At 64.6% G+C, this 22,911-nt stretch carries 24 protein-coding genes; 15 read left to right on the top strand and 9 right to left on the bottom strand.

All coding sequences use genetic code 11. The features are described 5' to 3' along the window. Positions 1 to 91: 91 nt before the first annotated feature. On the top strand, positions 92 to 298 hold the full coding sequence (locus tag CHB96_RS20575; RefSeq protein WP_089249726.1) for a hypothetical protein: 207 nt from the start codon (positions 92 to 94) through the stop codon (positions 296 to 298). Here the strand turns inward: CHB96_RS20575 and CHB96_RS20580 are convergent. Both CHB96_RS20580 and CHB96_RS20585 read right to left on the bottom strand, forming a co-directional pair. Beyond that, positions 280 to 726, bottom strand: a complete 447-nt coding sequence (locus tag CHB96_RS20580) for an STAS domain-containing protein (RefSeq protein ID WP_141136515.1) — start codon at positions 724 to 726, stop codon at positions 280 to 282. The two genes, CHB96_RS20575 and CHB96_RS20580, sit on opposite strands and share 19 nt — an antisense overlap. Positions 727 to 879: 153 nt before the next feature. Continuing rightward, entirely contained in the window at positions 880 to 2,157 is a 1,278-nt protein-coding gene (locus tag CHB96_RS20585) for an MFS transporter (protein ID WP_089249729.1), read from the bottom strand. A gap of 72 nt (positions 2,158 to 2,229) precedes the next feature. Between CHB96_RS20585 and CHB96_RS20590 the strand changes: the two genes are divergently transcribed. Continuing rightward, entirely contained in the window at positions 2,230 to 2,736 is a 507-nt protein-coding gene (locus tag CHB96_RS20590; protein WP_089249731.1) for a winged helix-turn-helix transcriptional regulator, read from the top strand. Here CHB96_RS20590 and CHB96_RS20595 read toward each other — a convergent pair. From CHB96_RS20595 to CHB96_RS20615, 5 genes are all read right to left on the bottom strand, one after another. After that, entirely contained in the window at positions 2,726 to 3,961 is a 1,236-nt protein-coding gene (locus tag CHB96_RS20595) for an EAL domain-containing protein (RefSeq protein ID WP_245865964.1), read from the bottom strand. The genes CHB96_RS20590 and CHB96_RS20595 overlap by 11 nt on opposite strands. A 93-nt stretch (positions 3,962 to 4,054) precedes the next feature. Continuing rightward, positions 4,055 to 4,423 (bottom strand): STAS domain-containing protein, encoded by a 369-nt coding sequence (locus tag CHB96_RS20600; protein WP_089249733.1) that lies wholly within the window; start codon positions 4,421 to 4,423, stop codon positions 4,055 to 4,057. 99 nt (positions 4,424 to 4,522) lie between these two features. After that, positions 4,523 to 4,813: a hypothetical protein gene (locus CHB96_RS20605; protein ID WP_089249735.1), complete on the bottom strand. Its 291-nt coding sequence runs from the start codon at positions 4,811 to 4,813 to the stop codon at positions 4,523 to 4,525. Between the two features lie 79 nt (positions 4,814 to 4,892). Beyond that, entirely contained in the window at positions 4,893 to 7,112 is a 2,220-nt protein-coding gene (gene katG / locus CHB96_RS20610; RefSeq protein ID WP_089249737.1) for a catalase/peroxidase HPI, read from the bottom strand. A 39-nt stretch (positions 7,113 to 7,151) separates the two neighbouring features. Then, positions 7,152 to 7,583, bottom strand: a complete 432-nt coding sequence (locus CHB96_RS20615) for a Fur family transcriptional regulator (protein ID WP_089249739.1) — start codon at positions 7,581 to 7,583, stop codon at positions 7,152 to 7,154. Positions 7,584 to 7,809: 226 nt separating this feature from the next. Here CHB96_RS20615 and CHB96_RS20620 point away from each other — a divergent pair, with 226 nt between their 5' ends. Together CHB96_RS20620 and CHB96_RS20625 are read left to right on the top strand one after the other, a co-directional pair. Next, positions 7,810 to 9,129 carry an FAD/NAD(P)-binding protein gene (locus tag CHB96_RS20620; RefSeq protein WP_176444406.1) on the top strand — a complete coding sequence of 440 codons (1,320 nt, stop codon included), beginning with the start codon at positions 7,810 to 7,812 and terminating at the stop codon, positions 9,127 to 9,129. Positions 9,130 to 9,186: 57 nt separating this feature from the next. After that, positions 9,187 to 10,506 (top strand): NtaA/DmoA family FMN-dependent monooxygenase, encoded by a 1,320-nt coding sequence (locus tag CHB96_RS20625; RefSeq protein ID WP_089249921.1) that lies wholly within the window; start codon positions 9,187 to 9,189, stop codon positions 10,504 to 10,506. 18 nt (positions 10,507 to 10,524) lie between these two features. Here CHB96_RS20625 and CHB96_RS20630 read toward each other — a convergent pair whose 3' ends face one another. After that, entirely contained in the window at positions 10,525 to 10,968 is a 444-nt protein-coding gene (locus CHB96_RS20630) for a hypothetical protein (RefSeq protein WP_245865966.1), read from the bottom strand. 298 nt (positions 10,969 to 11,266) lie between these two features. Between CHB96_RS20630 and CHB96_RS20635 the strand changes: the two genes are divergently transcribed. Genes CHB96_RS20635 through CHB96_RS20650 form a run of 4 tightly spaced genes read left to right on the top strand, consistent with a single transcriptional unit; the run spans position 11,267 to position 14,806 of the window. Next, positions 11,267 to 11,911 (top strand): ABC transporter permease, encoded by a 645-nt coding sequence (locus tag CHB96_RS20635; RefSeq protein WP_089249743.1) that lies wholly within the window; start codon positions 11,267 to 11,269, stop codon positions 11,909 to 11,911. Then, a complete protein-coding gene (locus tag CHB96_RS20640; RefSeq protein ID WP_089249745.1) occupies positions 11,908 to 13,107 on the top strand; it encodes an ABC transporter ATP-binding protein in 1,200 nt (399 codons plus the stop codon). Before CHB96_RS20635 ends, CHB96_RS20640 begins: the two co-directional genes overlap by 4 nt. Continuing rightward, positions 13,104 to 13,841 (top strand): ABC transporter permease, encoded by a 738-nt coding sequence (locus tag CHB96_RS20645; protein ID WP_089249747.1) that lies wholly within the window; start codon positions 13,104 to 13,106, stop codon positions 13,839 to 13,841. Before CHB96_RS20640 ends, CHB96_RS20645 begins: the two co-directional genes overlap by 4 nt. Next, positions 13,838 to 14,806 (top strand): glycine betaine ABC transporter substrate-binding protein, encoded by a 969-nt coding sequence (locus CHB96_RS20650; RefSeq protein ID WP_089249749.1) that lies wholly within the window; start codon positions 13,838 to 13,840, stop codon positions 14,804 to 14,806. The genes CHB96_RS20645 and CHB96_RS20650 overlap by 4 nt, the downstream gene beginning before the upstream one ends. Before the next feature lie 116 nt (positions 14,807 to 14,922). Here CHB96_RS20650 and CHB96_RS29765 read toward each other — a convergent pair whose 3' ends face one another. Then, positions 14,923 to 15,462: a hypothetical protein gene (locus CHB96_RS29765; protein ID WP_176444407.1), complete on the bottom strand. Its 540-nt coding sequence runs from the start codon at positions 15,460 to 15,462 to the stop codon at positions 14,923 to 14,925. 164 nt (positions 15,463 to 15,626) lie between these two features. Between CHB96_RS29765 and CHB96_RS20665 the strand changes: the two genes are divergently transcribed. From CHB96_RS20665 to CHB96_RS20695, 7 genes are all read left to right on the top strand, one after another. After that, the gene (locus CHB96_RS20665; protein ID WP_141136517.1) at positions 15,627 to 16,517 is read left to right on the top strand and encodes a hypothetical protein; all 891 of its coding nucleotides are present in this window, start codon (positions 15,627 to 15,629) and stop codon (positions 16,515 to 16,517) included. 411 nt (positions 16,518 to 16,928) lie between these two features. Further along, positions 16,929 to 17,948: a glycosyltransferase gene (locus CHB96_RS20670; RefSeq protein WP_245865968.1), complete on the top strand. Its 1,020-nt coding sequence runs from the start codon at positions 16,929 to 16,931 to the stop codon at positions 17,946 to 17,948. A gap of 8 nt (positions 17,949 to 17,956) precedes the next feature. Next, positions 17,957 to 18,970: a glycosyltransferase family 4 protein gene (locus tag CHB96_RS20675; protein WP_089249925.1), complete on the top strand. Its 1,014-nt coding sequence runs from the start codon at positions 17,957 to 17,959 to the stop codon at positions 18,968 to 18,970. Continuing rightward, entirely contained in the window at positions 18,967 to 20,028 is a 1,062-nt protein-coding gene (locus CHB96_RS20680) for a polysaccharide pyruvyl transferase family protein (protein ID WP_245865970.1), read from the top strand. Before CHB96_RS20675 ends, CHB96_RS20680 begins: the two co-directional genes overlap by 4 nt. Then, complete coding sequence (locus tag CHB96_RS20685) at positions 20,025 to 21,038, top strand: hypothetical protein (RefSeq protein WP_089249756.1); 1,014 nt, start codon at positions 20,025 to 20,027, stop codon at positions 21,036 to 21,038. Before CHB96_RS20680 ends, CHB96_RS20685 begins: the two co-directional genes overlap by 4 nt. Then, positions 21,025 to 22,281 carry an MATE family efflux transporter gene (locus tag CHB96_RS20690; protein ID WP_089249758.1) on the top strand — a complete coding sequence of 419 codons (1,257 nt, stop codon included), beginning with the start codon at positions 21,025 to 21,027 and terminating at the stop codon, positions 22,279 to 22,281. The genes CHB96_RS20685 and CHB96_RS20690 overlap by 14 nt, the downstream gene beginning before the upstream one ends. Further along, on the top strand, positions 22,278 to 22,883 hold the full coding sequence (locus CHB96_RS20695; RefSeq protein ID WP_089249760.1) for a CatB-related O-acetyltransferase: 606 nt from the start codon (positions 22,278 to 22,280) through the stop codon (positions 22,881 to 22,883). Before CHB96_RS20690 ends, CHB96_RS20695 begins: the two co-directional genes overlap by 4 nt. The last annotated feature ends 28 nt before the right edge of the window (positions 22,884 to 22,911 follow it).

Genomic DNA, 22,911 nt, shown 5'->3' on the forward strand with positions numbered 1-22,911 from the left:
CAGTCGACATTCGCATCGGCACCCACCACCGGGAACATCCCTGGTTCTTCCACGTCGAGTGCGATCCCCGCAACTGGAGATTCACAGTGCCATGGACGAACGCCTGATCGAAGAACTGGAAAAAATCTTCTACACCGAACGCCCGCCGAATACCATTCCGGCCGACACGATTCCAGCATTGTGCGCTCAGCTCGCCCTCCAGCGAGACATGTTGCGCAAAGCAGGACTTCACTCGGGTGCAGATCGCGCCGAGGAAGTGCTCGAAGAGTTGGCGTTGCTCTATTCCGCGAAATGCTGACGCGGTGGATTCGCGGTCCTCGGCAAGGCCGCGGTGATGGCATGCGCGAGGGTCTCGTGACAATCGAGCGCGCCGGCCAGGGAGGCGATTGCACGACGAGCGGAGGGGCGGCACGCGACCTGGATGCAGAATCCGGGGGCCGATCGACCAGCAGCACGCGTCAGAATCGACGCTGCGTCGGTCGTGATGTGTTCGACGTCCAACAGGTCGACGACCAATCCCCGCTCGTACTCGAGCGCCGCGCCGATGCATTGCTCGAACTCACGCGTCGACGCGGGGTCGAAACCGCCGCAGACGCGGATGACGATGGGGCCGCCCGCCGGTTCGTCGACCGACATCGCAAATACGTTCGCGTCCAAGACGATCGGCGAACAGAACGACATTCGAATGGACGCCGGCGCCGTGTGCACCGAGTCGAGTAGCGTCATCGATACCCTCCGTGGTTAGTGGGACGGCGGGGTGCGCACGCAGCACACCGCAGTCCGATACTTCGACTACGGGCTACTCCTCAACCACGTTCTACCGAATACTACGGCCGTCGGCGAGTCGATGTCGTCGAACTCGTCGGTAATTTCGTCCGGCTAAGCACCCGTCGGCACGGGGGTGCGCGGCTTCGCGACGACGATCGACAGTGCGGCAGCCAGAACGCACAACGCCGCGCCACCCCACCAGGCGTAGGTGTACGTGCCGAATGAATCCCGGACGACGCCTGCGCTGAATGCCGCTGCCGCTGCGCCGATCTGGTGGGCAGCGAAGACCCACCCGAACACGATGGAACTGCGCGAGCCGAAGATCTCTCGGCACAGCGCTGCAGTCGGAGGGACGGTAGCCACCCAATCGAGACCGTAGACGACGACGAACAGCAGCATGCTCGGATGCACGTGTTCGGCCAGCAACCACGGAAGCAGCAGCAAGCTCACGCCGCGGAACGCGTAATAACCGACGAGAAGTTTACGTGGATCGAACTTGTCGGTCAGCCAACCCGACGCGATGGTGCCGACGATGTCGAACACACCGACCGCCGCCAACAAGCCCGCGGCAGCAGGGGCGGGCATCCCGTGATCGTGTGCCGACGGGATGAAGTGAATACCGATGAGTCCGTTGGTCGTCGCACCGCAGATTGCGAACGCGATTGCCAGCGCCCAGAACGAGCGCGTGCGTGCCGCGACGGCGAGGCCGTCGAATGCGCGCGCAACGGCACCGCCGGACGTACGGGCTGGGGCGTCGTACGTCTTCGGGTCGGCCCCGAAGGGTAGGACGCCACGATCGGATGGGTAGTCGCGAATCATCAGCCAGACCAGAGGTGCTGCGACCAGCGCCGTCGCCGCGATGACGAGGGAAGCGGGCCGCCATCCGATGCCGTCGGCGAGAGCTGCGACGGGCGGGAGGATGACGAGCTGGCCCGTCGCGGCGCCCGCGGTCAGTACGCCCATGACGAGCCCTCGACGCCGAACGAACCACCGATCGGCGATGGTGGCGGCGAACACCAACGCCATCGCTCCCGTGCCCGATCCGATCAGCAGGCCCCAGAAGACGAGCAGCTGCCACGACGCAGTCATCGCAATGCTGCCTGCGGCACCCGCAGCGACGAGCATCAGGGCCAGGCAGGCGATCAGGCGCATGCCGAAGCGGTCCATCAGTGCAGCAGCAAAGGGTGCGACGAGGCCGTAGAGCATCAGATTGAGGCTGACGGCCAGCGACATCGAACCCATCGACCAGCCGAACTCGTCGTGCAGGGGGACCATCAACGCGCCGGGTGCGCCGCGGAAGCCCGCTGCCGCGAAGAGTGCCAGGAACGCGGCGGCCGCGACCAACCATGCGGGGTGGATGCGCGTCGACCGGGTCTGTTCGATCGTCATCGGCTGTAAACTTTCTTCAAGGAAGTTATATGCTGGAGTGACAGTAACCGATATGCGAAGCGATGGAAAGCCATGCCTCTACGTTCGGATTGGTCCGACGAGAACTGCCCGATTCGACGCGCGCTCGACGTCCTGGGAGACCCGTGGGTCCTGGTGATCATCCGCGACGTCCTGCACGGCCGCGGTCGATTCGATTCTCTGCGTGACAATCTCGGAATCTCCGAGGCCGTCCTCAGTCGGCGTCTGAACGCGACGATCGACGCAGATCTGCTCGTGCGCGTCGACTATTCCGACGGTGGGCGCACGCGCCAGGGGTACGCGGCGACAGAGGCTGCAGCCGAGCTGCTTCCTGTGCTGCAGCATCTCGCGCTGTGGGGCGAACGGCACACGGTCATGCCGTCGGGCGGCGGACACATGGCGTTGATCCACCGCGTGTGCGGCAACGAGACCACGCAGGGCGAGGTGTGCAGCGCGTGCGGACTCACGCTGCGGCCCGAAAAGATGACCTGGGTGAAGCCGTGGAAGAACAGCGCCGACGACCTCGTGCCTGCAGGGGTGCTGCGGGTGGCTACGCCGTGACGAACCGTCGCATGATCGAGTGCGCCGCTTGCACGACGGTGGTGCGGTCGTAGGTCTGGACGAAGTCGAACGTGCGCTCGAGGTCGGGGCCGTTGTCGTGTCGATCGCGTGCGGACAGCAGCGCGGAATGATGAGGACCGAGTACGACGACGGTCCACTCGTCGACCAGTTCGTCGTCGGGATCGAGTGGCGCGTGTTGAATCCGACCATCGAGCATGTGCGACAAGCCGACGCCGTAGACGCCTGCGAATCCGATGGACTCCGACATGTGACGCCACCGCTGGGCCGTGGTCGTAGTGAAATGCTCGGCACGCTGGAAAGTTCCGAGCACGAGCATCGACGACCCCATCGCGACGGCCTGGGACTCCAGCGTCTTGCTCATCTGCACCAGCAGCCGCTTGGTTCCGCGTCGTGACTCCATGTTCTCCCGCACGATGTTGTACGGAGTCGAGGCATCGGTGGCCGGAGTGCTCCACACCGGCGAGTTGGGGATGGCAACGACGTTCTCGTGCAGCAACACCTTCGGATCGGACACTGCCGGATACAGCGCTCCGATGCCGTAGGTGGCGCCGATCGTGCGAGCCGACAGACGCGCCGAATCGTCGTCGATGCCCTCGGCGATGACGACGGCGTGCGTTCGTTCCACGTAGGCGGCGAGCGCGTGCGCCAGTGATCCGATCTCGAAATCGATTGTGCGAGTGATGAACTCACGTGCAGTGATGACGATGTCCGGTTCGACGAGCGACAGGAGTGTCGCGGCGTGCGCTTCCACGCCGACGCCGTCGAGTGCGATGAGGCGTCCGTGCGAGCGCGCGGCCTGCACGCGGCGGAGGGCGTCGTGGGGATTGGTCAACACGTCGCTGACGTTGACAGTGACGACGATGCGTTCCGGGCCGACCCCGGAGTCGAGAGCGATCTGCGACTGCGAGTCGACCGTGACGAGCAACGGCAGTTGCCCCGCGACGGCCGACGCGACGCTGCTTCGAGATTTCGCGAGCTTCAAGCCGTCGTAGTCTGCGCGCTGGTCCATCATCTGGGCTGCACGACGTACCGCCTCAGCGGACGCGAGAGCCGTTCCGTCCGGGCCGCGCAGTTGCAGCTCGACGGCTGCCAGAGCAGCGTCATCGAGTCGCCGAACCGGCGCGAACTGCATCGAGACCTCCAGCCCGAGCAGTTCGGACGGTTCCTTGTCGAGCTGCGCAGCAGGTTTGCGAGCAGATGGCATGTCGTGCAGCTCCCAGTGTCGGAAGGCCGTACGGGCAAGCACGGCGGATGTCGCGCCGGCTGCTCGACGCGACTCGATCCTACTGGTTTGTTTCTACTCGTCGACGAGTAGATATCCTCCGCCGAGAACGTCGAGAATCATGCGTACCGGCCGGGTGGGCGCGAAGACGCTCACGGTGCCGTCGTTGATCTGCGCGTTGTCGATGATCGCGTTGGCAACGCCGGAGTACATGAACGACACTTCGGAGAGGTCGACGCGGACGTGCTTGTTGTCCAGTGCCATGCGGTCGAGGGCCTGAACGAAATCGACCCGGGCGGACATGTCGAGCTCGCCCGACGCTCGCAGAACCGCGTAGTCGTTCGAGTAGGACTCCACGTCGATCGCGTAGCGCTGCGTGTGCTCGGGCGGGTCCTGGTCCGCGATGTGGGCGATGAAATCGGCGGTGGGTTCTGTAACGGTCATGTTGCATTCCCCTTTAGTCAGAAGGTGGAAATGGCACCGACTTCTTCAGCGCTCGTGACGTATGGCAATGAGTTTGGCAAAGCAAGGTTGCGGAGACGGTTATCCAACGGTAACGGTTCGGTCACGAATATCACGGAACGATAACGCGCGGCTGCTGCGCCGCCACCTGACCCACCGTGAGGCCAGGACGAACAGACCGACGACTGCAACGACCGCGAGTGCTTCACGGACGGAGAATGCAACGGACGCGGTCACGAACAACGCGACCGTCCCCAACGCGTCGAGAAGCACGCGAACGGACGCGAGCTCCAGCAGGATCGGTTCCACGACAGATGCCGCAGGGATGTTCTCCTGCGGTTCGGTGAGTGGGTGAGTACTGCTGGTAGTCACAGCGAAAAGCCCCCGGGTCGACGTGGACAAGGTCCGGCACGTCATACCCCGGGGGCCGAAGGGCCAACCCTGGTAGCTGTTACTTCAGGTCGAACCTGTCGTTGTTCGCGACCTTCACCCAAGCGGAAACGAAGTCGTCGACGAACTTACGACCGTTGTCCGCCTGCGCGTAGACCTCGGAGATCGCACGCAACTGCGAGTGCGAACCGAAGATGAGATCGATCGCGGTAGCAGTCCAACGCTGCTCACCCGTCGCCCGAATCTTGCCGACGTAGGTGTCGTCACCCGACTTGGTCCACTCCGTGTCCGAATCGAGAAGGTTGACGAAGAAGTCGTTCGTCAACGTGCCCGGACGATCGGTGAACACACCGTGCCTGGTGCCTCCGTGGTTGGCCCCGAGTGCACGCAGGCCGCCCACCAGAACTGTCGCCTGAGGCGCGGTCAGGTCGAGCAGGTACGCCCGATCGAGGAACAGCACCTGCGACGGCGTCTCCTCTCCGGCCTTGACGAAGTTGCGGAAACCGTCGGCGCGGGGCTCGAGTACCTCGAACGAGTCGACGTCGGTGTCCTCCTGCGAGGCATCGGTACGGCCGGGGGTGAACGGAACCGTGACCTCGTGGCCGCCGTCCTTGGCGGCCTTCTCGATCGCGGCCGAGCCGGCGAGGACGATGATGTCGGCGAGCGAGACCTGCTTGCCGCCACTGCCGTTGAAATTCTTCTGGATCTGCTCGAGCACACCCAGGACCTCGGCGAGGACGGCAGGCTCGTTGGCGTCCCAGCTCTTCTGCGGTTCGAGACGGACACGCGCGCCGTTGGCGCCGCCGCGGAAGTCGGTCTTGCGGTAGCTGCCCGCCGAGGCCCACGCGGTACTGACGAGCTGCTGGATCGACAGGCCCGAGTCGAGGATCTGCGACTTCAGCGACGCGATGTCGGCGGCGTCGATGAGCTCGGTCGGGGCGTCGGGAACCGGGTCCTGCCACAGCTGCGGCTCGGGAACCCACGGTCCCAGGTACCGGGAGACGGGACCGAGATCGCGATGCAGCAGCTTGTACCAGGCCTTGGCGAACGCGTCGGCGAGCTCTTCGGGGTGGTCGAGCCAGCGGCGAGTGATCTTCGCGTAGGCGGGATCCTCACGCAATGCCACGTCGGTGACGAGCATCGTCGGTGCGCGCCCCGGTCCGCCGAACGGATCGGGGATTTCGCCTGCGCCCGCGCCGTCCTTGGCGACGAACTGCCACGCGCCCGCGGGGCTCTTCTGAAGCTCCCACTCGTAACCGTAGAGGTTCTCGAGGAACCCGTTGCCCCACTGCGTCGGGGTCTTGGTCCACACGACCTCGAGGCCACTGGTGACCTGGTCCTCGCCCTTGCCCGTGCCGTAACCGTTCTTCCAGCCGAGGCCCTGTTGTTCGATCGGCGCGCCTTCGGGCTCGGGACCTACCTTGTCCGCCGGACGTGCGCCGTGTGTCTTACCGAAACTGTGGCCACCGATGATGAGTGCCGCGGTCTCCTCGTCGTTCATCGCCATCCGGGCGAACGTCTCGCGGATGTCGTGCGCGGCGGCGACGGGATCCGGCTTACCTTCGGGCCCTTCGGGATTGACGTAGATCAGACCCATGGTGGTGGCGCCGAGCGGCTTGGCCAGCTCGCGTTCACCCGAGTAGCGCTTGTCGGTGCCGAGCCAGGTGTCCTCTGGGCCGTAGAAAACTTCTTCCGGTTCCCAGATGTCCTCGCGGCCGAACGCGAAGCCGAATGTCTTGAACCCCATGGAATCGAGTGCGACGTTGCCGGCGAAGACCAGCAGGTCGGCCCACGAGATCTTGCTGCCGTGCTTCTGCTTGACCGGCCACAGCAGGCGTCGGGCCTTGTCGAGGTTCGCGTTGTCCGGCCAGCTGTTCAGCGGTGCGAAACGCTGGGCGCCCTGGCCGCCGCCGCCTCGGCCGTCGTAGATGCGGTAGGTGCCTGCGGCGTGCCAACTCAGGCGGATGAACAAGCCGCCGTAGTTGCCGTAGTCGGCGGGCCACCAGTCCTTGGAGTCGGTGAGGACGGCGGCGACGTCGGCCCTGAGCTCGTCGACGTCGAGTTTCGCGAATTCTGCTTTGTAGTCGAAGGATTCGCCGAGCGGTGTGGACTTGGCGGTGTGTGCATGCAGGATCGACAGGTCGATCTGCTCCGGCCACCAGTCCTTGTTGGTCAGCGGTGCGTTGCCCTTGGGCTTCGGCGACTCGATGACCGGGTTTTCGCTTTCGCTGTTGCTGTGCGTGCCGGTATCGGGATTCGGTGGGCGGCTATCGGAGGTCACTGCATTCCTTTCGACGTTGGGCTGGTCGATCTGGAACGATCACGGCTGTGATCGAGTCTTGGATGACGCGGCGCATTCCGGGCACGTGCCCCAGAAGACGACCTCGGCTTCGTCGAGTTCGAAACCGTGATCGTGCGACGCCGTCAAGCACGGCGCATCTCCGACCGTACAGTCGGTATCTGCGATGAGACCGCAAGTGCGGCAGACGATGTGGTGATGGTTGTCGCCGATACGCGACTCGTATCGCGCGACGTGACCCGCAGGCTGGATTCTTCGGACCAGCCCGGCCGTCGACAACGCGTCGAGCACGTCGTAGATGGCCTGGCGCGAGACCGAGGGCAGGGCACTCACGATCGTTTCGGTATCGGCATGCGGGTTGGCGCGGACGGCATCCATGACGGCGACACGCGGCTGCGTCACGCGGAGACCCGCGGCGCGTAACCGTTGCGCATCGTCCGGTCCGGAAGCCATGGCCCCAACCCTAGGAGGGATCGGCCATTTCCGCGACCGTTTTCTGGATTTGGTCCAAAAAAGGCACCGAAGGCATGTGCATGGAAATGCATAGCGGGCTATGTATTTCCATGCACATGCGGCGGAGCCGCCTTGAAATCAGCGTGAATCCAACCGACGACACTGCGTCGATCTCTCCGTAACCTCGGAGGGTGGGCAGATTCCGAAGCGTTTCGAGGTAAGGATCGTGGATACCGTCATCGTCGGAGGTGGCGCCGGGGGAGTGATCTCGGCACTCACGGTGCTTCGTCGTGCACGCGCAGGTGATCGTGTGCACCTGGTCGAGCGCTCGGAACGCATCGGTGAAGGCGTCGCGTATTCGACGACCGTTCCGGTGCATCGGGTCAACGTTCCAGCGAACCGGATGAGTGCTCGCCCGGACTTCCCTGACCACTTCGTCCGCTATCTCGAGGCGGCAGGACTCGGATCGAGTTACACCTACGCGCCGCGCCAGGTCTACGGCGACTACCTTCGACATTCGCTCGATGCGGCCGTCGCCGGGTCCGAAGCGGACTTCGTACTGTGGCACGACGCAGTGGTCGCGCTGGACGACTCCCTCGAAGTTCGTTTCGCGAGCGGTGAATCCGTCGTCGCCGACCACGTGATCCTGGCCGTCGGGCACGGAGCGTTCTCGGTACCGGTGCCTGCGGGCCCGGGCGTCGTGACGCATCCGTGGACGGTCGACGTCGGGGAGATCGTGGCCGAATACGACGCTCGAGACAAACCGATCGTCGTCGTCGGGACCGGGCTCAGCGCAGCCGACGTCGTTGCCGAACTCGATACGTACGGATGTCGCGACATCACCGCCATCTCGCAGCGCGGCCGATTTCCCGAAGCGCAACTGGCCGAGCCGGAACCACCGCTTCTGTACGAACAGGTCGAACACCTCACGGAGGCAACGACTGCAGTCGACATCATTCGCGCGACGCGGCTGCTGTTCGAGCGATACGACGATCTCGACTGGCGACGCGTCGTCGACGGATTGCGGCACGTGATTCCCGATGTGTGGCCCCGGGTCTCGGACGCCGAGCGTGAAAAGCTGTTCCGGCGAGTCCTTCTGATTTGGGAGCAGCATCGAAACCGAATGCCACCCGAGACCGCCGAGGTACTGCAACGCCTCGTCGACGACGGTTCGCTTCGAGTGGTGTCCGGGCGCGTCCACGATTATGCCGACGGCGTCGTCTCGGTGCGTCGATTCGACGAAAGATGGACCGAGCCAGCACATCTCGTCATCTGCTGTACCGGCCCGTCGCGCTACGCGCGCAAGATGGAGGAGCCGCTCGTCGACCAGTTGCTCGATCGAGGGTACGCGCGGCCGGGTCGCACGAACATCGGACTCGACACCGACCTGGAGGGACGTGTCGTCGGGCCGCTGCAGGATCGGCTCTGGGCCGTCGGGTCCGTGCGGCGCGGGTCGAACTGGGAAAGCTTCAACATCACCGAGATTCGGACGCAAGCGGAGGTCGTGGCGTCGCGCATCGTGTCGCATCAGAGCGTCACGGCTTAAAATCTTCCTGAGTCGATCCGTTTTCTCTATCAACTCTGTAGAGAAACATTGGCTTCCATGAGCACCCTCCACCTGAACATCGCGGTTTCCACTCCCGGCCACCTACGGACGTCGTGGAGACGGCCTGGCACAGATCCGCTGGCCTTCGTCGACCCGGCCCACTTCACCAGGCTCGCACGTATTGCCGAGGACGCGAAGATCGACGCGCTGTTCATCGGTGACTCGCCCGCGCTTCCTGCCGACATCGGTTCTGCGCCGGGCAATGCACTCGATCCGCTGCTGATGTTGACGCACGCCGCGGCCCACACGTCGCACATCGGTGTTCTTGCCACGTCGACGACGACCTACAGCAGTCCGTACGAACTGGCGCGGCGCTATCTGACGATCGATCATCTGACCGGCGGGCGCAGTGCGTTCAACGCGGTGACCTCGTACAGTGCCGACGCCGCAGGCAATTTCGGGGTGTCGCCGCTCGAGAAGTCCGCGCGGTACGCTCGTGCCGACGAGTTCGTTGGGCTGGTCTTGAGGCTCTGGGAGAGTTGGGATTCCGACGCCGTCGTCGGTGACCGCGACTCCGGTCTCTTCGCCGACCGTACGCGAATTCACGACGTCGACCATGTCGGTGAGCACTTCGATGTGAAAGGTGCACTGCCGCTGCCTCGTTCACCGCAGGGCCGTCCGGTGGTGGTTCAGGCAGGGGCGTCGGAGGGCGGCCGGGCTCTGGGGGCAAAGTATGCCGACGTCGTGTTCGCCGCAGCACAGACGGTGGACCACGCGATTGCGTATCGGAACGAGATTCGTTCGCGGGCCGAGGGGTTCGGACGCCACGCCGACGATGTGAAGCTGTCGCAGGGACTGGTCGTCGTCGTCGGGGAAACGGAATCGGACGCGCTGCACCGGGAACTCGAACTGCGCGAGACGATCGACTACTCGTCCGCGCTGCGCGGACTGGAAGCGAAACTCGGGGCGCAGCCGGGATCGTTGGATCTCGATCGCGTCGTCGAACTGGGTCAGGTGTCCGATCCGGCGTCGAGCGATGCCGGCGGTCCGGCGGGATTTCTCCTCAGCGCGCGTGCGCTGATCGCCTCGGAACCGGTGACCGCGCGGCAGTTGATCGATCGCAGCGCGTCCGGCGCAGGCCACAGGTTGGCCGTCGGTGATCCGGAGCAGATCGCGAACACGATCGAGGAATGGTTCAGGGCAGGCGCCGCCGACGGTTTTACGATCATGCCCGCGGATGTGCACTCGGATTTCGAGCTGTTCGCCGAGCACGTCGTGCCACTGTTGATCGCGCGGGGGCTGTTTCACGCCGAATACCCGTCCACGACGTATCGGGGGAATCTGGGGCTGACTCCCCTCGTGAGTGGAAATGTATAGAGGAGTACACATTCTCGCTCACGAGGGGCGGTAGCCGATCAGTCCGAACCACACCGCGTACACCGGACGCCTAGCGCCCCCGACGAGCAGCAGCCGCTTGCCCCGCGTGCCTGCGGCGCGTGTCAGTGCGGCCGGGCTCTCCGACCACGACCAACTGCGGCCGCTCGACGCAAGCGAGGCGGCGATGCCGTCGACGACGTCGTCGGCGCTCGAATATCTCGGCATCTCGGACGTAATCGGACCGAACGCGCCGGACAGTGATGTGCACAGCTGCACGAACAGGTCCGTCGGCGGTGGGAGGACGAAGTGCAGGTGCGTGTTCGAGTGGGTGCGGCACAGCGCGTCGAACACTTCGGTTTCCCAGCCGTCGGACTCACCCGACGACGACAGAAGGACCGCAGCAACGGCGTCGGCCTTCACCAGGGCAGGGGCAAACGTGGACCCCTTCTCGTGCATTCGCATGTAGAGAATGGTGAACGATCGGGACGGATTTGTTGAGACATTCGCTCGCCGCGATTCTTTGTGCAGCCGCACCCTTTCTGCTCGAGGTGATTTTAATTCCGGCCAGGTGAGATCGCGTGCGGAGAAAGACGCAGGTCGAGGGGCGCGGGAGTGACTGCTCGCGGCAAGTCCGCGCACCGGATCATTTCCCCGAAAACAGGTGCAAATCCAGATCTGGCGGTATCGTCGCTGCCTGACACACGGGGGTGTCGCCGGGTTTCTCCGTGTCCTGAAGAATGCTTGCGCAAGAAGGAGTTTCGTGAATCTCTGGAATTACCTTCAGGGGCGAGGTGAGTTTCTCGCGTTTCTGACCTATCAGCATGCATCGCTCGCTTTCCAGACGGTGCTCGTGGGCACCCTCGTCGCTGTAGCCATAGCCGTTGCGGTGCACCGCCTCCCTCTCTTCTCGTCGTTGACGCTGACCACCAGTCGGGTTGCGCTGACCATCCCGTCTCTCGCGCTGCTGGCGCTGCTCATCGTGCCCTTCGGGCTCGGCGTCGTGCCGTCGTTCATCATGCTCGCGTTCTTCGCGGCGATGCCGGTGATCGGCAACGCCATCGTCGGACTTCGAGGTGTTCCCGACACGGTGATCGAGTCCGCGAAAGGGATCGGGCTCTCACGCGCACGCATCCTGTTCTCGGTATCGCTGCCGATGGCCTGGCCGGTCATCCTCACCGGAATTCGGGTGTCGACGCAGATGGTCATCGGTGTCGCCGCCATCGTCGCCTACGTCCTCGGGCCCGGTCTCGGGTCGCTGATCTTCAACGGTCTGTCTCGACTCGGTGGAACCAACTCGGTCGAGATGGCATTCACCGGAACAGTTCTCATCGTCGTCATCGCCCTGGTGTTCGACGCGCTGCTCGTCCTCCTCGGGCGCCTCACCATCTCGAAGGGATTGTCATGACCGACACCGAACGGACCGTCGCCGGTGCATCGATTCGGCTCGACGGCGTCGTCAAGCAGTACCGCGGGCAGACCAAGCCCGCCGTGCAGAAGATCGACCTCGAGATCGAAGCAGGCAACATCGTCGCGTTCGTCGGCCCGTCCGGATGCGGCAAGACGACGACGCTCAAGATGATCAACCGTCTCATCGAGCCGACCGAGGGGCGACTGTTCATCGGCGACCGCGACGTCACCGGCGAGGACCCCGACAAGCTGCGTCAGTCCATCGGCTACGTCATCCAGGCAGGCGGACTGTTCCCGCACTGGTCGGTGTCCAAGAACATCGGTGCCATCCCTCGTGTGCTCGGGTGGGACAAGGATCGCATCGCCGAACGCACCGAGTACCTGCTCGACCTCGTCGGACTCGACGCGGACAGGTTCCGGGATCGCTTGCCGAAGGACATGTCCGGTGGTCAGCAGCAGCGCGTCGGCGTCGCACGTGCTCTTGCTGCAGACCCACCCGTACTGCTCATGGACGAGCCGTTCAGTGCGGTCGATCCGATCACGCGAGTTCGTCTGCAGGACAGTCTCATCGCGATTCAGCACGAGGTCGCCAAGACCATCGTCATCGTGACCCACGACTTCGAGGAAGCCACCAAGCTCGGTGACAAGGTCCTCATCCTGTCCGAGGGCGGCAAGATCGAGCAGTACGCCTCGCCCGAGGAGATCCTGGCGCGCCCGGCGACTCCGTTCGTCGAGGAGTTCATCGGATCCGGTGCCACCCTCGCGCACCTGACGCTGTCGAGAGTCAAAGACGTCGACCATGATTCGGTCGTCACCGCGCGTGTCGGCGACAACTCGCAGGAAGTCATCGCACGCGCGAAGGCCGCGGGTGTCACGTGGATCGTCGTCGTCGACGGAGACGGTCGCCCGCGCTCGTGGCCGTCGCTCGACGAGGTCGCCACGAAGGACACGATCTCCGACTACATCGATCACCGGCTGCCGACCGTCGCCCCGTCGTCGACGTTGAACGACGCCCTCGACACCATGCTTGCCGCAAGTCAGGGCGGAGTCCTCGTCACCGACGGACGCGGAGCCGTCACCGGTGCCCTGACCATCGCCACGGTCATGACAGTCATCCGCGGGCAGCTGTCCGACGCGCGCGAGGGCGACGGCCACGTGTCCTACACCGCGCACGGCGAGAGCAATCCGGCATGAACCGGCTCCGGCGAACGCCGATGGACGTCTGGTTCGAGCCGCTGCTGATCGTGATCATCGGCGTCAGCTATTTCACGTGGTACGCAGGCGCGACCCTGACACCGACCGAGCAGGCATCACTCGGCTGGGAGAACCTGCAGAACACGATCTTCGATCACATCAAGCTGACCCTGACGGCCACCGTCATCGTCATCGCGATCGCCATCCCGCTCGGCATTCTGCTGACGCGGGACAAGGCGCGACCGTACAAGCCGTTCGTCATCAACTTCGCGAACGTCGGGCAGGCGGCACCCGCAGTCGGTCTGATCGTGCTGTTGACGATGTGGCTCGGCACCGGATTCCGCACGGCCGTGGTCGGTCTCGTCGTCTATGCGATCCTGCCGATCCTGCAGAACACCATCATCGGCATCGACCAGGTGGACAAGCGGACCATCGAAGCCGCCCGCGGTATCGGCTTCTCCGGAGTACGGACTCTCGCGCAGGTGGAGCTGCCGCTCGCAGTTCCGGTGATTCTCAACGGTGTTCGCACCGCACTGGTCATTCTCGTCGGCACCGCGACACTGAGCACGTTCATCGGCGCGACGAGCCTCGGCACGCTGATCACCACCGGTGTCACGTTGTTCCTGCCGAAGCTGCTGATATCCGGCGCCATTCTGGTCGCACTGCTGGCATTGATCATCGACTGGCTCGGACGACTCGTCGAGCTCGTCGCGACCCCACGAGGAGTGGCATGAGGGGCCGGATAGCACTGGGAGCAGCGCTGGTCGCGACGCTCGCGTCGGGCTGCGGGCTCGTGAGTTCGTCGGGGACGTTCGAGAGCACGACGCTGAGCGACGGGGAAACGCCGTTGGAGGGTTCCTCACTCGTCGTCACGTCCAAGAGCTTCACCGAGGGCGTGCTGCTCGGCAAGATCACCGCGACCTACCTCGCGGCTGCAGGAGCGAACGTCACCGACCTGACCGGGGCACCGGGTTCCGCGTCGTCGCGCCAGGCGCAGTTGAACGGTGACGCCGACATCCTGTGGGAGTACACGGGAACGGGGTGGGTCAACTACCACGGCGAAACCGAGACGATCGCCGATCCCGACGAGCTGTGGCAGCGCGTGCACGACATCGAGAAACAGGACTACGACCTCGAGTGGCTGCCGCCTGCCAACTTCAACGACACGTACGCATTCGGAGCCGCGGCCGGAACCGCCGACAGACTGGGGGTGACGTCGTTGTCCGACGTCGCGAACCTCCCGGTCGCCGACCGGACGTTCTGTGTCGACGACGAGTTCTTCAGCCGCGCAGACGGATTCGTGCCTATGCTCGAGACGTACGGAATTCCGCTCAACGCGCCCGACGGGGTGCCGTCGGAGAACGTGACGCGCATGGACGCCGGTGTGGTCTACACCTCCACCGCGCAGAGTGCGCCGTGCAACTTCGGCATGGTCTACACCACCGACGGTCGCGTGAAGAACCTGAATCTGACGGTGCTCGACGACGACCGAAAGTTCTTCCTTCCGTACAGCGGAACGGCCGTCGTTCGCGGCACGATTCTCGAGCAGCATCCCGAGATCGCCGACCTGATGGCCGTCATCTCCGAGCGTCTCACCGACGACCTGATGCAGGACCTCAACGGCCGCGTCGACATCGACGGTGAGGATCCGGCGGATGTGGCGTACGACTGGCTGAAGACCGAGGGATTGGTGAACTGAGGATCGCTTGAATGCGCGATCCAAGCTATCTGAGCGTATGGATGAACCATTCAAGCGGTGGGGCGGGGGGCTAGCCGCGGTGGGGCGGGGGCCAGCCGCGGTGGGGCGGGCGGGGGCTAGCCCGCGCTGCCGGACGACGGTAACTCGGGCGTGAGCTGGAGACCCGGAGGCGGACACAGCGTCTGGCCGCACAGCAGGTCGAACGGCTGCGCGCCGAAGTTCGGAACGGCATCGGGGTTGACGAAGATGACACCGTCCGGCGACGTGCACGACACCGCGCCGCACGTCGTGCCCAGGGGAAAGCCGTTGGAATCGACCGGGCTCGGCGCGGGCGTCGTCGGTTCTTCTGGAACGGGCTGCGGCGGCGCCTGAGTCGGCTGCTGTGTGGGGACCTCGACCGGAGGGTCGTCGTATACCGGCGGAGCCGGGACTTCGGCCGAGGCGATGACACTCGGAGGAATCAACGGAGGGGGCGTCGTCGACGGGGTCGTCGTCGGTGAAGGCGACGCGCTTGCCGCAGGCGTCGGGCTCGTCGACGCGACGGACGATGGTTCCGGTGCGTCGTCGGCGCGCGCTGTGCACGCGGTGACGGACAGCAAGGCCGCGCCGACCAACAATGCCAGAACCGGCCGACGGCGGGCGGTTCGATCGGGCATTGGTCCTCCAGGTGCACTTCCGTTCTCTCGAGACCCTAGTTCATTGTGAAACCAAACGTCACGAATGGGTCTCGTACCAGCGTGGCGTCGCGCATTTTCGACGAAAGTCGCCCGTGGCCGAAGGGTTCGAGGTTCAATGATCAGTCGTCGGGATGGGGGCCTGGGTGAGCAGAACCGGAGAACGCAGCGAGTCCACCGCCCTGAGCACGTACCGCAGTCTTCGGATCGGGATGGTCATCCTGGTCGTGATGCTGTTCGTGTCGGTGTTCATTCAGGCGGGAACCTCGGGCTGGTGTCTCCAATCATCCATCAGCGCTTACTATTTCACCGACGTACACGCGATCTTCATCGCCGTGCTCTGTGCATCGGGCGCACTGTTGATCGTGTACAAGGGGAATTCGGACACCGAGGACGTTCTGTACGACTTCGCCGGGTTCTGGGCGTTCTTCGTCGCAACCGTTCCGTCCGGGTGGCCGACCAACCTGGGCGTCGACGGCCGCGTGCGAGGCCTGTGTGGGGGATCCGGGCTTCCGCTCGTCTACGACGCAGGCCAGGCGATCGGCAACAACGTCTCGGTCGTCTTCGTCGGTGTGTTGCTCGTGCTGCTGGCGTCGATACTGTTCGTGCCGGGGCCGTTCGGAGTGTCGTGGACGGTGCTGGGCACGCTCGTGCGGGTCGTCGGAGTGCTGATCACGGGCGTTCTCGCGATCGGGTTCGTCTACGCGCCGCACTGGTTCGAGCGTCACGGGCACAGCTGGGCGGCGATCCCGTTCTTCGGCTTCGTCATTCTCGCGGTCTGGGTCAACGCGTTTCTGGCGACGGTCGATCCGGCCACGTCGACGAGATATGTGACGGCCTATCGCATCATCGGCGTGAGCATGGTCGCCACGCTGATTCTGGTGCTCGTCCTGTCGATGACAGTTCGCTGGACGTTGTTCGTGCTGTTCGCGGAAGCGGCGCTGCTGCTCGAATTCGCCTTGTTCTGGGTGGTGCAGACCGCCGAGCTGTGGAAAACCGGATGCCGCGACACGAAGTTCCCTGCGTTCGTGATGTGAGGCGCAGCTCTGTCATTCGGGTGAATGACACGGTTTCGCGCCGATCTTCATCCGGATGTCGATGGAAACGGCCCGTCGATGGGGCTTGTGTCTCCGGAATCGAGAATTCGGAATCGCGATGCTCGAATTCGATGGGCCTTTCGTCTGCGGGAATTGTTTCGTCTATCTCCGACTATCTCGAAGTGCTTTAATTCTTATCTCGGTTTGACAACGATGAATTTCCGGTGTGTCATTCCCTAGGAAGAAAGAAGACGCAAACATGTGCGTCGACGTCTTCGAAATCAGAGGTCGAGTCGTCCGGCCGTGGAAGTGCACGGGTGGGTGCACCCTGTCCTCTGTGCACGCAGCACAAGCACACTTCGTCGGGGAGTTGCAGTGACACATAAAATTTCGGGTACAACTGTGCCCACCGTGGACGTACTACACATCTCGGAGGCGTACGGAGGCGGAGTTCAGTCCGCTATTTCTCGGTACATCGAGAATTCGCCGTCGCTTGTTCACCAGATATTGGTGCGCACGCGGTCCGAGCACGACATCGCTGAGCCCTGTGGGGCCGAATCGATCAGCTACAACGGGTCGATGGCCGGTTTCGTTCGTGCTGCGCGAACACACATCCTTCGAACGAAGCCGAAGGCAATTCATCTGCATTCCAGTTTTGCGGGACTGCTCCGACTGTTCGATTTCGGACCGGACACCAAGGTCATCTACACCCCACACGCCTACGCGTTTCTTCGCCGAGACAGCTCGGGCGCCGCACGGTCGGCCTACCGCGCCGTCGAGGTGCTGCTGAGCAAGCGCGCGCAGACCATCGCGGCGATCAGCCCGTTCGAGGCTGCTTCCGCAGCCCGCATGGCAGGACCGTCGACCGAGGTCACGTACCTTCCCAACGTCGTACCCGACACCTCGTTCCCCGGGGCGCTGGTGCACGAGACGAGTGGGCGGCCGGAGGTCGTCATGGCAGGCCGAATCTCGGCGCAGAAGGATCCGCTGTTCTTCGCCGAGGCGGCCAGGGCGTCGCACAGCGACGTGAAGTGGACATGGGTCGGCGACGGCGACGCCGACATGCGAGAGGTACTGGAGCAGGCAGGCGTCTCCATCACGGGGTGGGTGCCATCGGAGCTGGTGAAGAAGCACATCGCTGCCGCTGACCTGTACCTGCACTCCGCCGAATGGGAAGGTGCACCGATCACGCTTCTGGAGGCTGCGGCCGTCGGGACACCGATTCTGGCGCGCGGCATCGCTGCGTTGGAAGGTCTCGGATTCCCTTTGACGCGTAACTGCCCGCGCGCCGCGGCAGCCGCCGTCGACAGATTCTTCTCCGACCGTGCGTATCGTGTTCGCGCCCAGGAGCAGACGTCGGAGTCGGTGGCCGTTCACTCACCCGAGGTGCAGTCTCTCGCGCTCGACACGTTGTACCGGAGGGCAGGGTGAGAGTGCTGATGCCGGGCCGAATCCTGGATCGGCACGTCGGCGGAAACACCACGTATGCGCGGGCATTGGCGCGTGGATTGCGCGCGAGGGGGTCGACCGTGGACTCGATGAGTTTCCACGACTCGGCGCCGATGACGATGGTGTCGGAGACTCTGCACGGACTCTCGAAGACCGACGCGGTATTGCACTACGTCGCCGACACCGGACCGCTGGTTCGCACCAGAACGCCGTCGGTGGTCACGGTGCACGGCATCGCCAGCAGGTGGATCGACGGGGTCCGCAGCGGTCGCCAGGAGAAGATCTGGCGCACACGCGTCGGGCGTGCTCTTGCGAGTACCGATGCGGCAGTGACTGTGTCCGAATCCAGCGCAGAGGACATCGCCGAGGTGTTCGGTATCGAACTCGCCGACATCCACGTCGTGCCGCACGGTATCGACGCCGATGTGTTCGCCGAACCCGTCTCGCTGTCCGACGAGGTGCGTAGCCGGATTCCCGACGACTATCTGTTGTACGTCGGTAACATCGAACCGCGCAAGAACCTCGTCGCGCTCGTCGAGGCCATGAGCCGCCCGGACGTCCGAGCGCTCGGACTGCCACTCGTCGTCGCGGGCAAGCCTGCGTGGAACTTCGAGGAATCGATGGAGGCTATCGAGAAGAGTCCGAACGTGATTCACCTCGGATTCGTCTCGGACGACGACCGGCGTGCACTCATGCAGCGGGCAGCGCTGTTCGTCTTCCCCAGTCGCTACGAGGGATTCGGATTCCCGGTTCTCGAGGCCATGGCCGCCGGAGCGCCTGTTCTCACGTCCGATCGAGGTGCATTGCGTGACATCGCAGGTCCGGCACTGGTACTGGGAGACATCGACGCCGACGCCATCGCCGACGGGATCATCGGAGCTGCACAGGATTCCGAGTGGCGGGCGGCGGCACCGGCTCGCGGTCGACTGTGGGCGTCGTCGTTCACGTGGGACATGAGCGTCGATGCGCACATCGCGGTGTACGAGAAAGTGGTGTCCTCGTGAAGGTCGTCGTGTTGCACGGTTACAGTGCGAAGAACGCCGGTGACGGTCTGCTCGTCGACGAGACTCTCGCCGTGGTGCGAACCGCGTTCGGTGACGCCGTCGAGATCACGATCGCGGCGTCGCATCCCGAGACATTCGCCGGAATCGATGCGCGAGTGGTGGATTCGAGTCCGTCGGCCACCGGGTATGCAGCGCCCTATCGGCGCCTGCTGCGCGAGCTCGACGACGCGGACCTCGTCGTCGCGGTCGGTGGTGGGTATCTGCGCGCAGGCTACGCTGTGGAGACGCTCAAGACCGCTCTGGTGCACGGCCCGCAGCTGTGGGCGGCGAGTCGAACGTCCACGCCGACGGTGTACCTTCCGCAGAGCGTCGGGCCGGCCGGTGCAGCCGTCGGCCGCGCGTTGACCAGCCGCATGCGCAAAATCGACGCGTTCTACGTGCGCGACGATCGCAGCCTGGCGGAGTTCGCCGACGCCGGAGTACGACGGCTCAGTGACCTCGCCATCCTGGGTGCCGACCACATCGAGCGCAGGGGGCTCGATGTGGATTCGGTGCCCGTGCTGACGGTGCGAGCCGTGCGCGGCAAGCTCGGTCCGTTGGTCGTCGACCTTGCGCACCAACTGGGCACGTTCGACGGATACGTGCAGAGCGCGACGGCGGGAAACAACGACGTCGACGCGATGGCATCGGTCGGCGCGCGAAAGATTCTGCCGCGCAGCGAGTTTATGACTCCTGGGGCGCCTCGGGTCGTCGTCGCGGTGCGTTTGCACGCTGCGCTGATGGCGCTGAAGGCAGGACACTACGTGGTCCATCTCGCATACGAGCGCAAGGGATTCGGTGCGTTCGCGGACCTCGGGCTGGACCGATACGTGCACAACGTCAACAAGTTCGAGCCCGCGCGCGTGCTGCAGCAGGTGCGCACTCTGCTGGACGACGAATCGGAGCGTGCACGGTACGCGGCAGACGTCGATGCAGCATTGCAGCGTGCTGCGCCTGCTCGGGAACAACTGATCGAGGAACTGCGTCGCCTGGTTCCCACCGCGGAGCGCACACCGTGAGCGCCGTGTACGTGTGCGCGCCGGGACGAAGTGGGAACATCGCGTCGTCGATGTCCCGCCGGGGCTATCTCGACTACCTGCGCGAGCGAGGCCATCTCGTCGTGTGGACGGGGTCGTCGTCGCCCGACTACGTGGCAGGGCTCGGACTGGACGACACGGATGTGCGTACGGGCAGTTTCCGCGTGTGGTTCGGACGCGCAGTCGTCGGTGCCGTCAGCGGGCCGACGCGCATCGCCGTCGACACCGGTCGGGTCGAGGTCGGTGTGCGGCATTCGATGCACATGTGGATGTTGGCGCTGCTCATGGTGATCGCGCTCCCACGTGGTGGGCGCGGCATCTGGCGGGGGCGGGGCGTGGATGCGTCGTCGGGGAATCCGGTTGTGCTGCTGCCGTATCGGATCGTGTCCGCACTGTGCAGGCGGTCGATGGACGACGGGTTGCCGAACTGGGCGTTCCGGCTGGGTACTCCGACGTCGCGATGGGGGACCGATCGACCTCTCGCGGCGTTGGTGTTGCGTGGCGACCGCCCACGGCCGTCGGACGAGTGGATGGCGTGGTTCACGGCGACGACGTCGAACCTGGGGCTCGAACCGGCCGTTCTGGTCCATTCGACCGACGACTATCTGTCGTCGCAGCATCTCTCTCGCGCGCTCGGTGGACAGTATCGAGCGTGGTTCGTCGGCAACCATGCCGACCAGGAACAGACCGTGCGCGACGTCTACGCGCGCAGCGCCATCGTGGTCGGTGACCGAGTGCACGCCCTCGTCGCGGGTGCGACAGAAGGAGCTGTTCCGCTGGGATGGGTCGAATCGGGCTCGGTGGGAACGACGTTCGATGCCGTAGGGATGCCCTGGGTCGGCCGGTGGGAAGGTGATGCGGTGGAACGGTTTCCGGCACTGGACCTCGCATTGCTGGCAGAGTACCGCGGTGTCATGACCGAGGCGGTCGACCGGTGCCGCGCAGTGCTCGGCAGAGTCGACCCCGTCGAGGTGGGGCATGACGAGTACTGACACCGGAGCCCGCAGTCTCGCGTTCCGCCTGCTCAAGGGTGGACTGCCTGCCATCGCGGCCAGCGCGTTCGTCGCCTTCGTACCTATCCTCGGGTCGGCGTATCTGAGCGTCGACGACTACGCCGTGTGGGCTCTCGCGGCGACACTCTCGACGATCTTCATCGTGTTCGACTTCGGCACACCGACACTCGCGACGAAACTCGCCGGCGGCGGCCACCTCGACTTCCGCACGTCCACTATCCTCTGCGGCCTGTCGGCTCTGCCCCCGATCGTGTTGGGTGCGGTCGCCATCGCGATCTGGCCCGCATATTCGACAGCCGCAGGACTCCACGGATCTGCGTACTCTCTGATCGCGTTGGTGTCGCTCGGCGGCGTGCTGCGCAGCATCGGAATAGTGTACGGTGCTGCGGCTTTGGGTCGGAGTCACTTCTATCGACGCACCGCGGTGCTGTTCTTCGGCGGATCCGTGCAACTCGTCGCGACGCTCGTCGCTCTCGAATCCGGTGCCGGAATCATCTCGCTCGGCATCGGAACCGTGATCGCCGGTGCCGTGCAAGCAATCATCGGATTCGCACTCGAAGGAGGACGGCGACGCAACGATGCTGCACTGCAGGCGGATACGTCGGCGTCGGTGCGGCAGACGATCGTGCTGTTCATGAAAACACGAGTCGTCGTCGCGATGCTCGGGCTGTTGATCACTCAACTCGACAGGTGGGCACTGGGTCTCGTCGGCGACGCGGAGCTGCTGGCGCGCTACGACATCGCGACGCGCTTCGTCATGATCCCGAAGATCGTGTTGATCGCGCTCGCTGCGGGACTCGTCGCCGATTCGTCGCGCCTGACTACCACGGAGCAGGGTGCAGCGTTGCTCGCTCGCGTGCAGAAACTCGTTGTCCTGGTGATGGTTCCGCTGATGAGTGCTGCAGCCTTCGTTGCATTTCTGGCGCAGAAGGTCGCACTCGGCCTGACACCGTCGCTTATCGTCGTCGTACTGATCGCTGCGGCACACGGAGCGAACTGCGCGACCATCGCGCCGGTGAACATCCTGACCGGTGCGGGACGCCCGGATATCGAACTCCGCTATCTCGTGCCGCTCGCGGTGGTCGTCGTCATCGGATACGGCGCGGGCATCGCGACGGGGGCGGGCATGACGCTCATCGTGGTGTGGTCGGCGGCGATGGTGGCGTTCTCGCTGTGGTTCACGGCCATGTCCGGCCGCTACGTACGGGAGGTGCTCGCATGATCGATCACGTGCTGAGGGTCGTCGACCCGAACCGCCATCGCCGACGCGTTCTGCGGAACCTGATCGCGTCGGGACGCGTCGAGATGGGGGCGCACAGCTACGGCATCCCTGAGGTGCGGCTGTACGAGAACGATGCGACGCGGCTGCGCATCGGCCGATACTGTTCCATCGCAGCGGAAGTGAACATTCTGCTCGGCGGGAATCACCCGACCGATCGCCTGACGACCTTTCCGATCCGGCACAAGCTCGGACTGCCCGGTGCCGGAACCGACGGATATCCCTGCAGCAAAGGCGATGTCGTGATCGGCAACGACGTCTGGATCGGCTTCGGCGTCACGATCGTCTCGGGGGTCCACATCGGGGACGGTGCGATCGTGGCTGCGGGCAGCACTGTGGTGCGGAGCGTTGCGCCGTACTCGATCGTCGCGGGTAGTCCGGCGGCACTGGTACGCAAACGATTCGACGACGACGTCATCGCGCGACTCCAGGCGCTGCGGTGGTGGGACTGGGACGACGATCTGGTCGCGGAAGGCGTCGCCGATCTCGCCGGTGAGGATCCGCTGGAAGCGTTGGCCCGTCTCGAGAAGCGGAGTGCGCGATGACCGGGGCGTTTCGGCCCCCGCCCCCCGT

Origin of the sequence: Rhodococcoides kyotonense, assembly GCF_900188125.1 — a bacterium.
Lineage (GTDB): Bacteria > Actinomycetota > Actinomycetes > Mycobacteriales > Mycobacteriaceae > Rhodococcoides > Rhodococcoides kyotonense.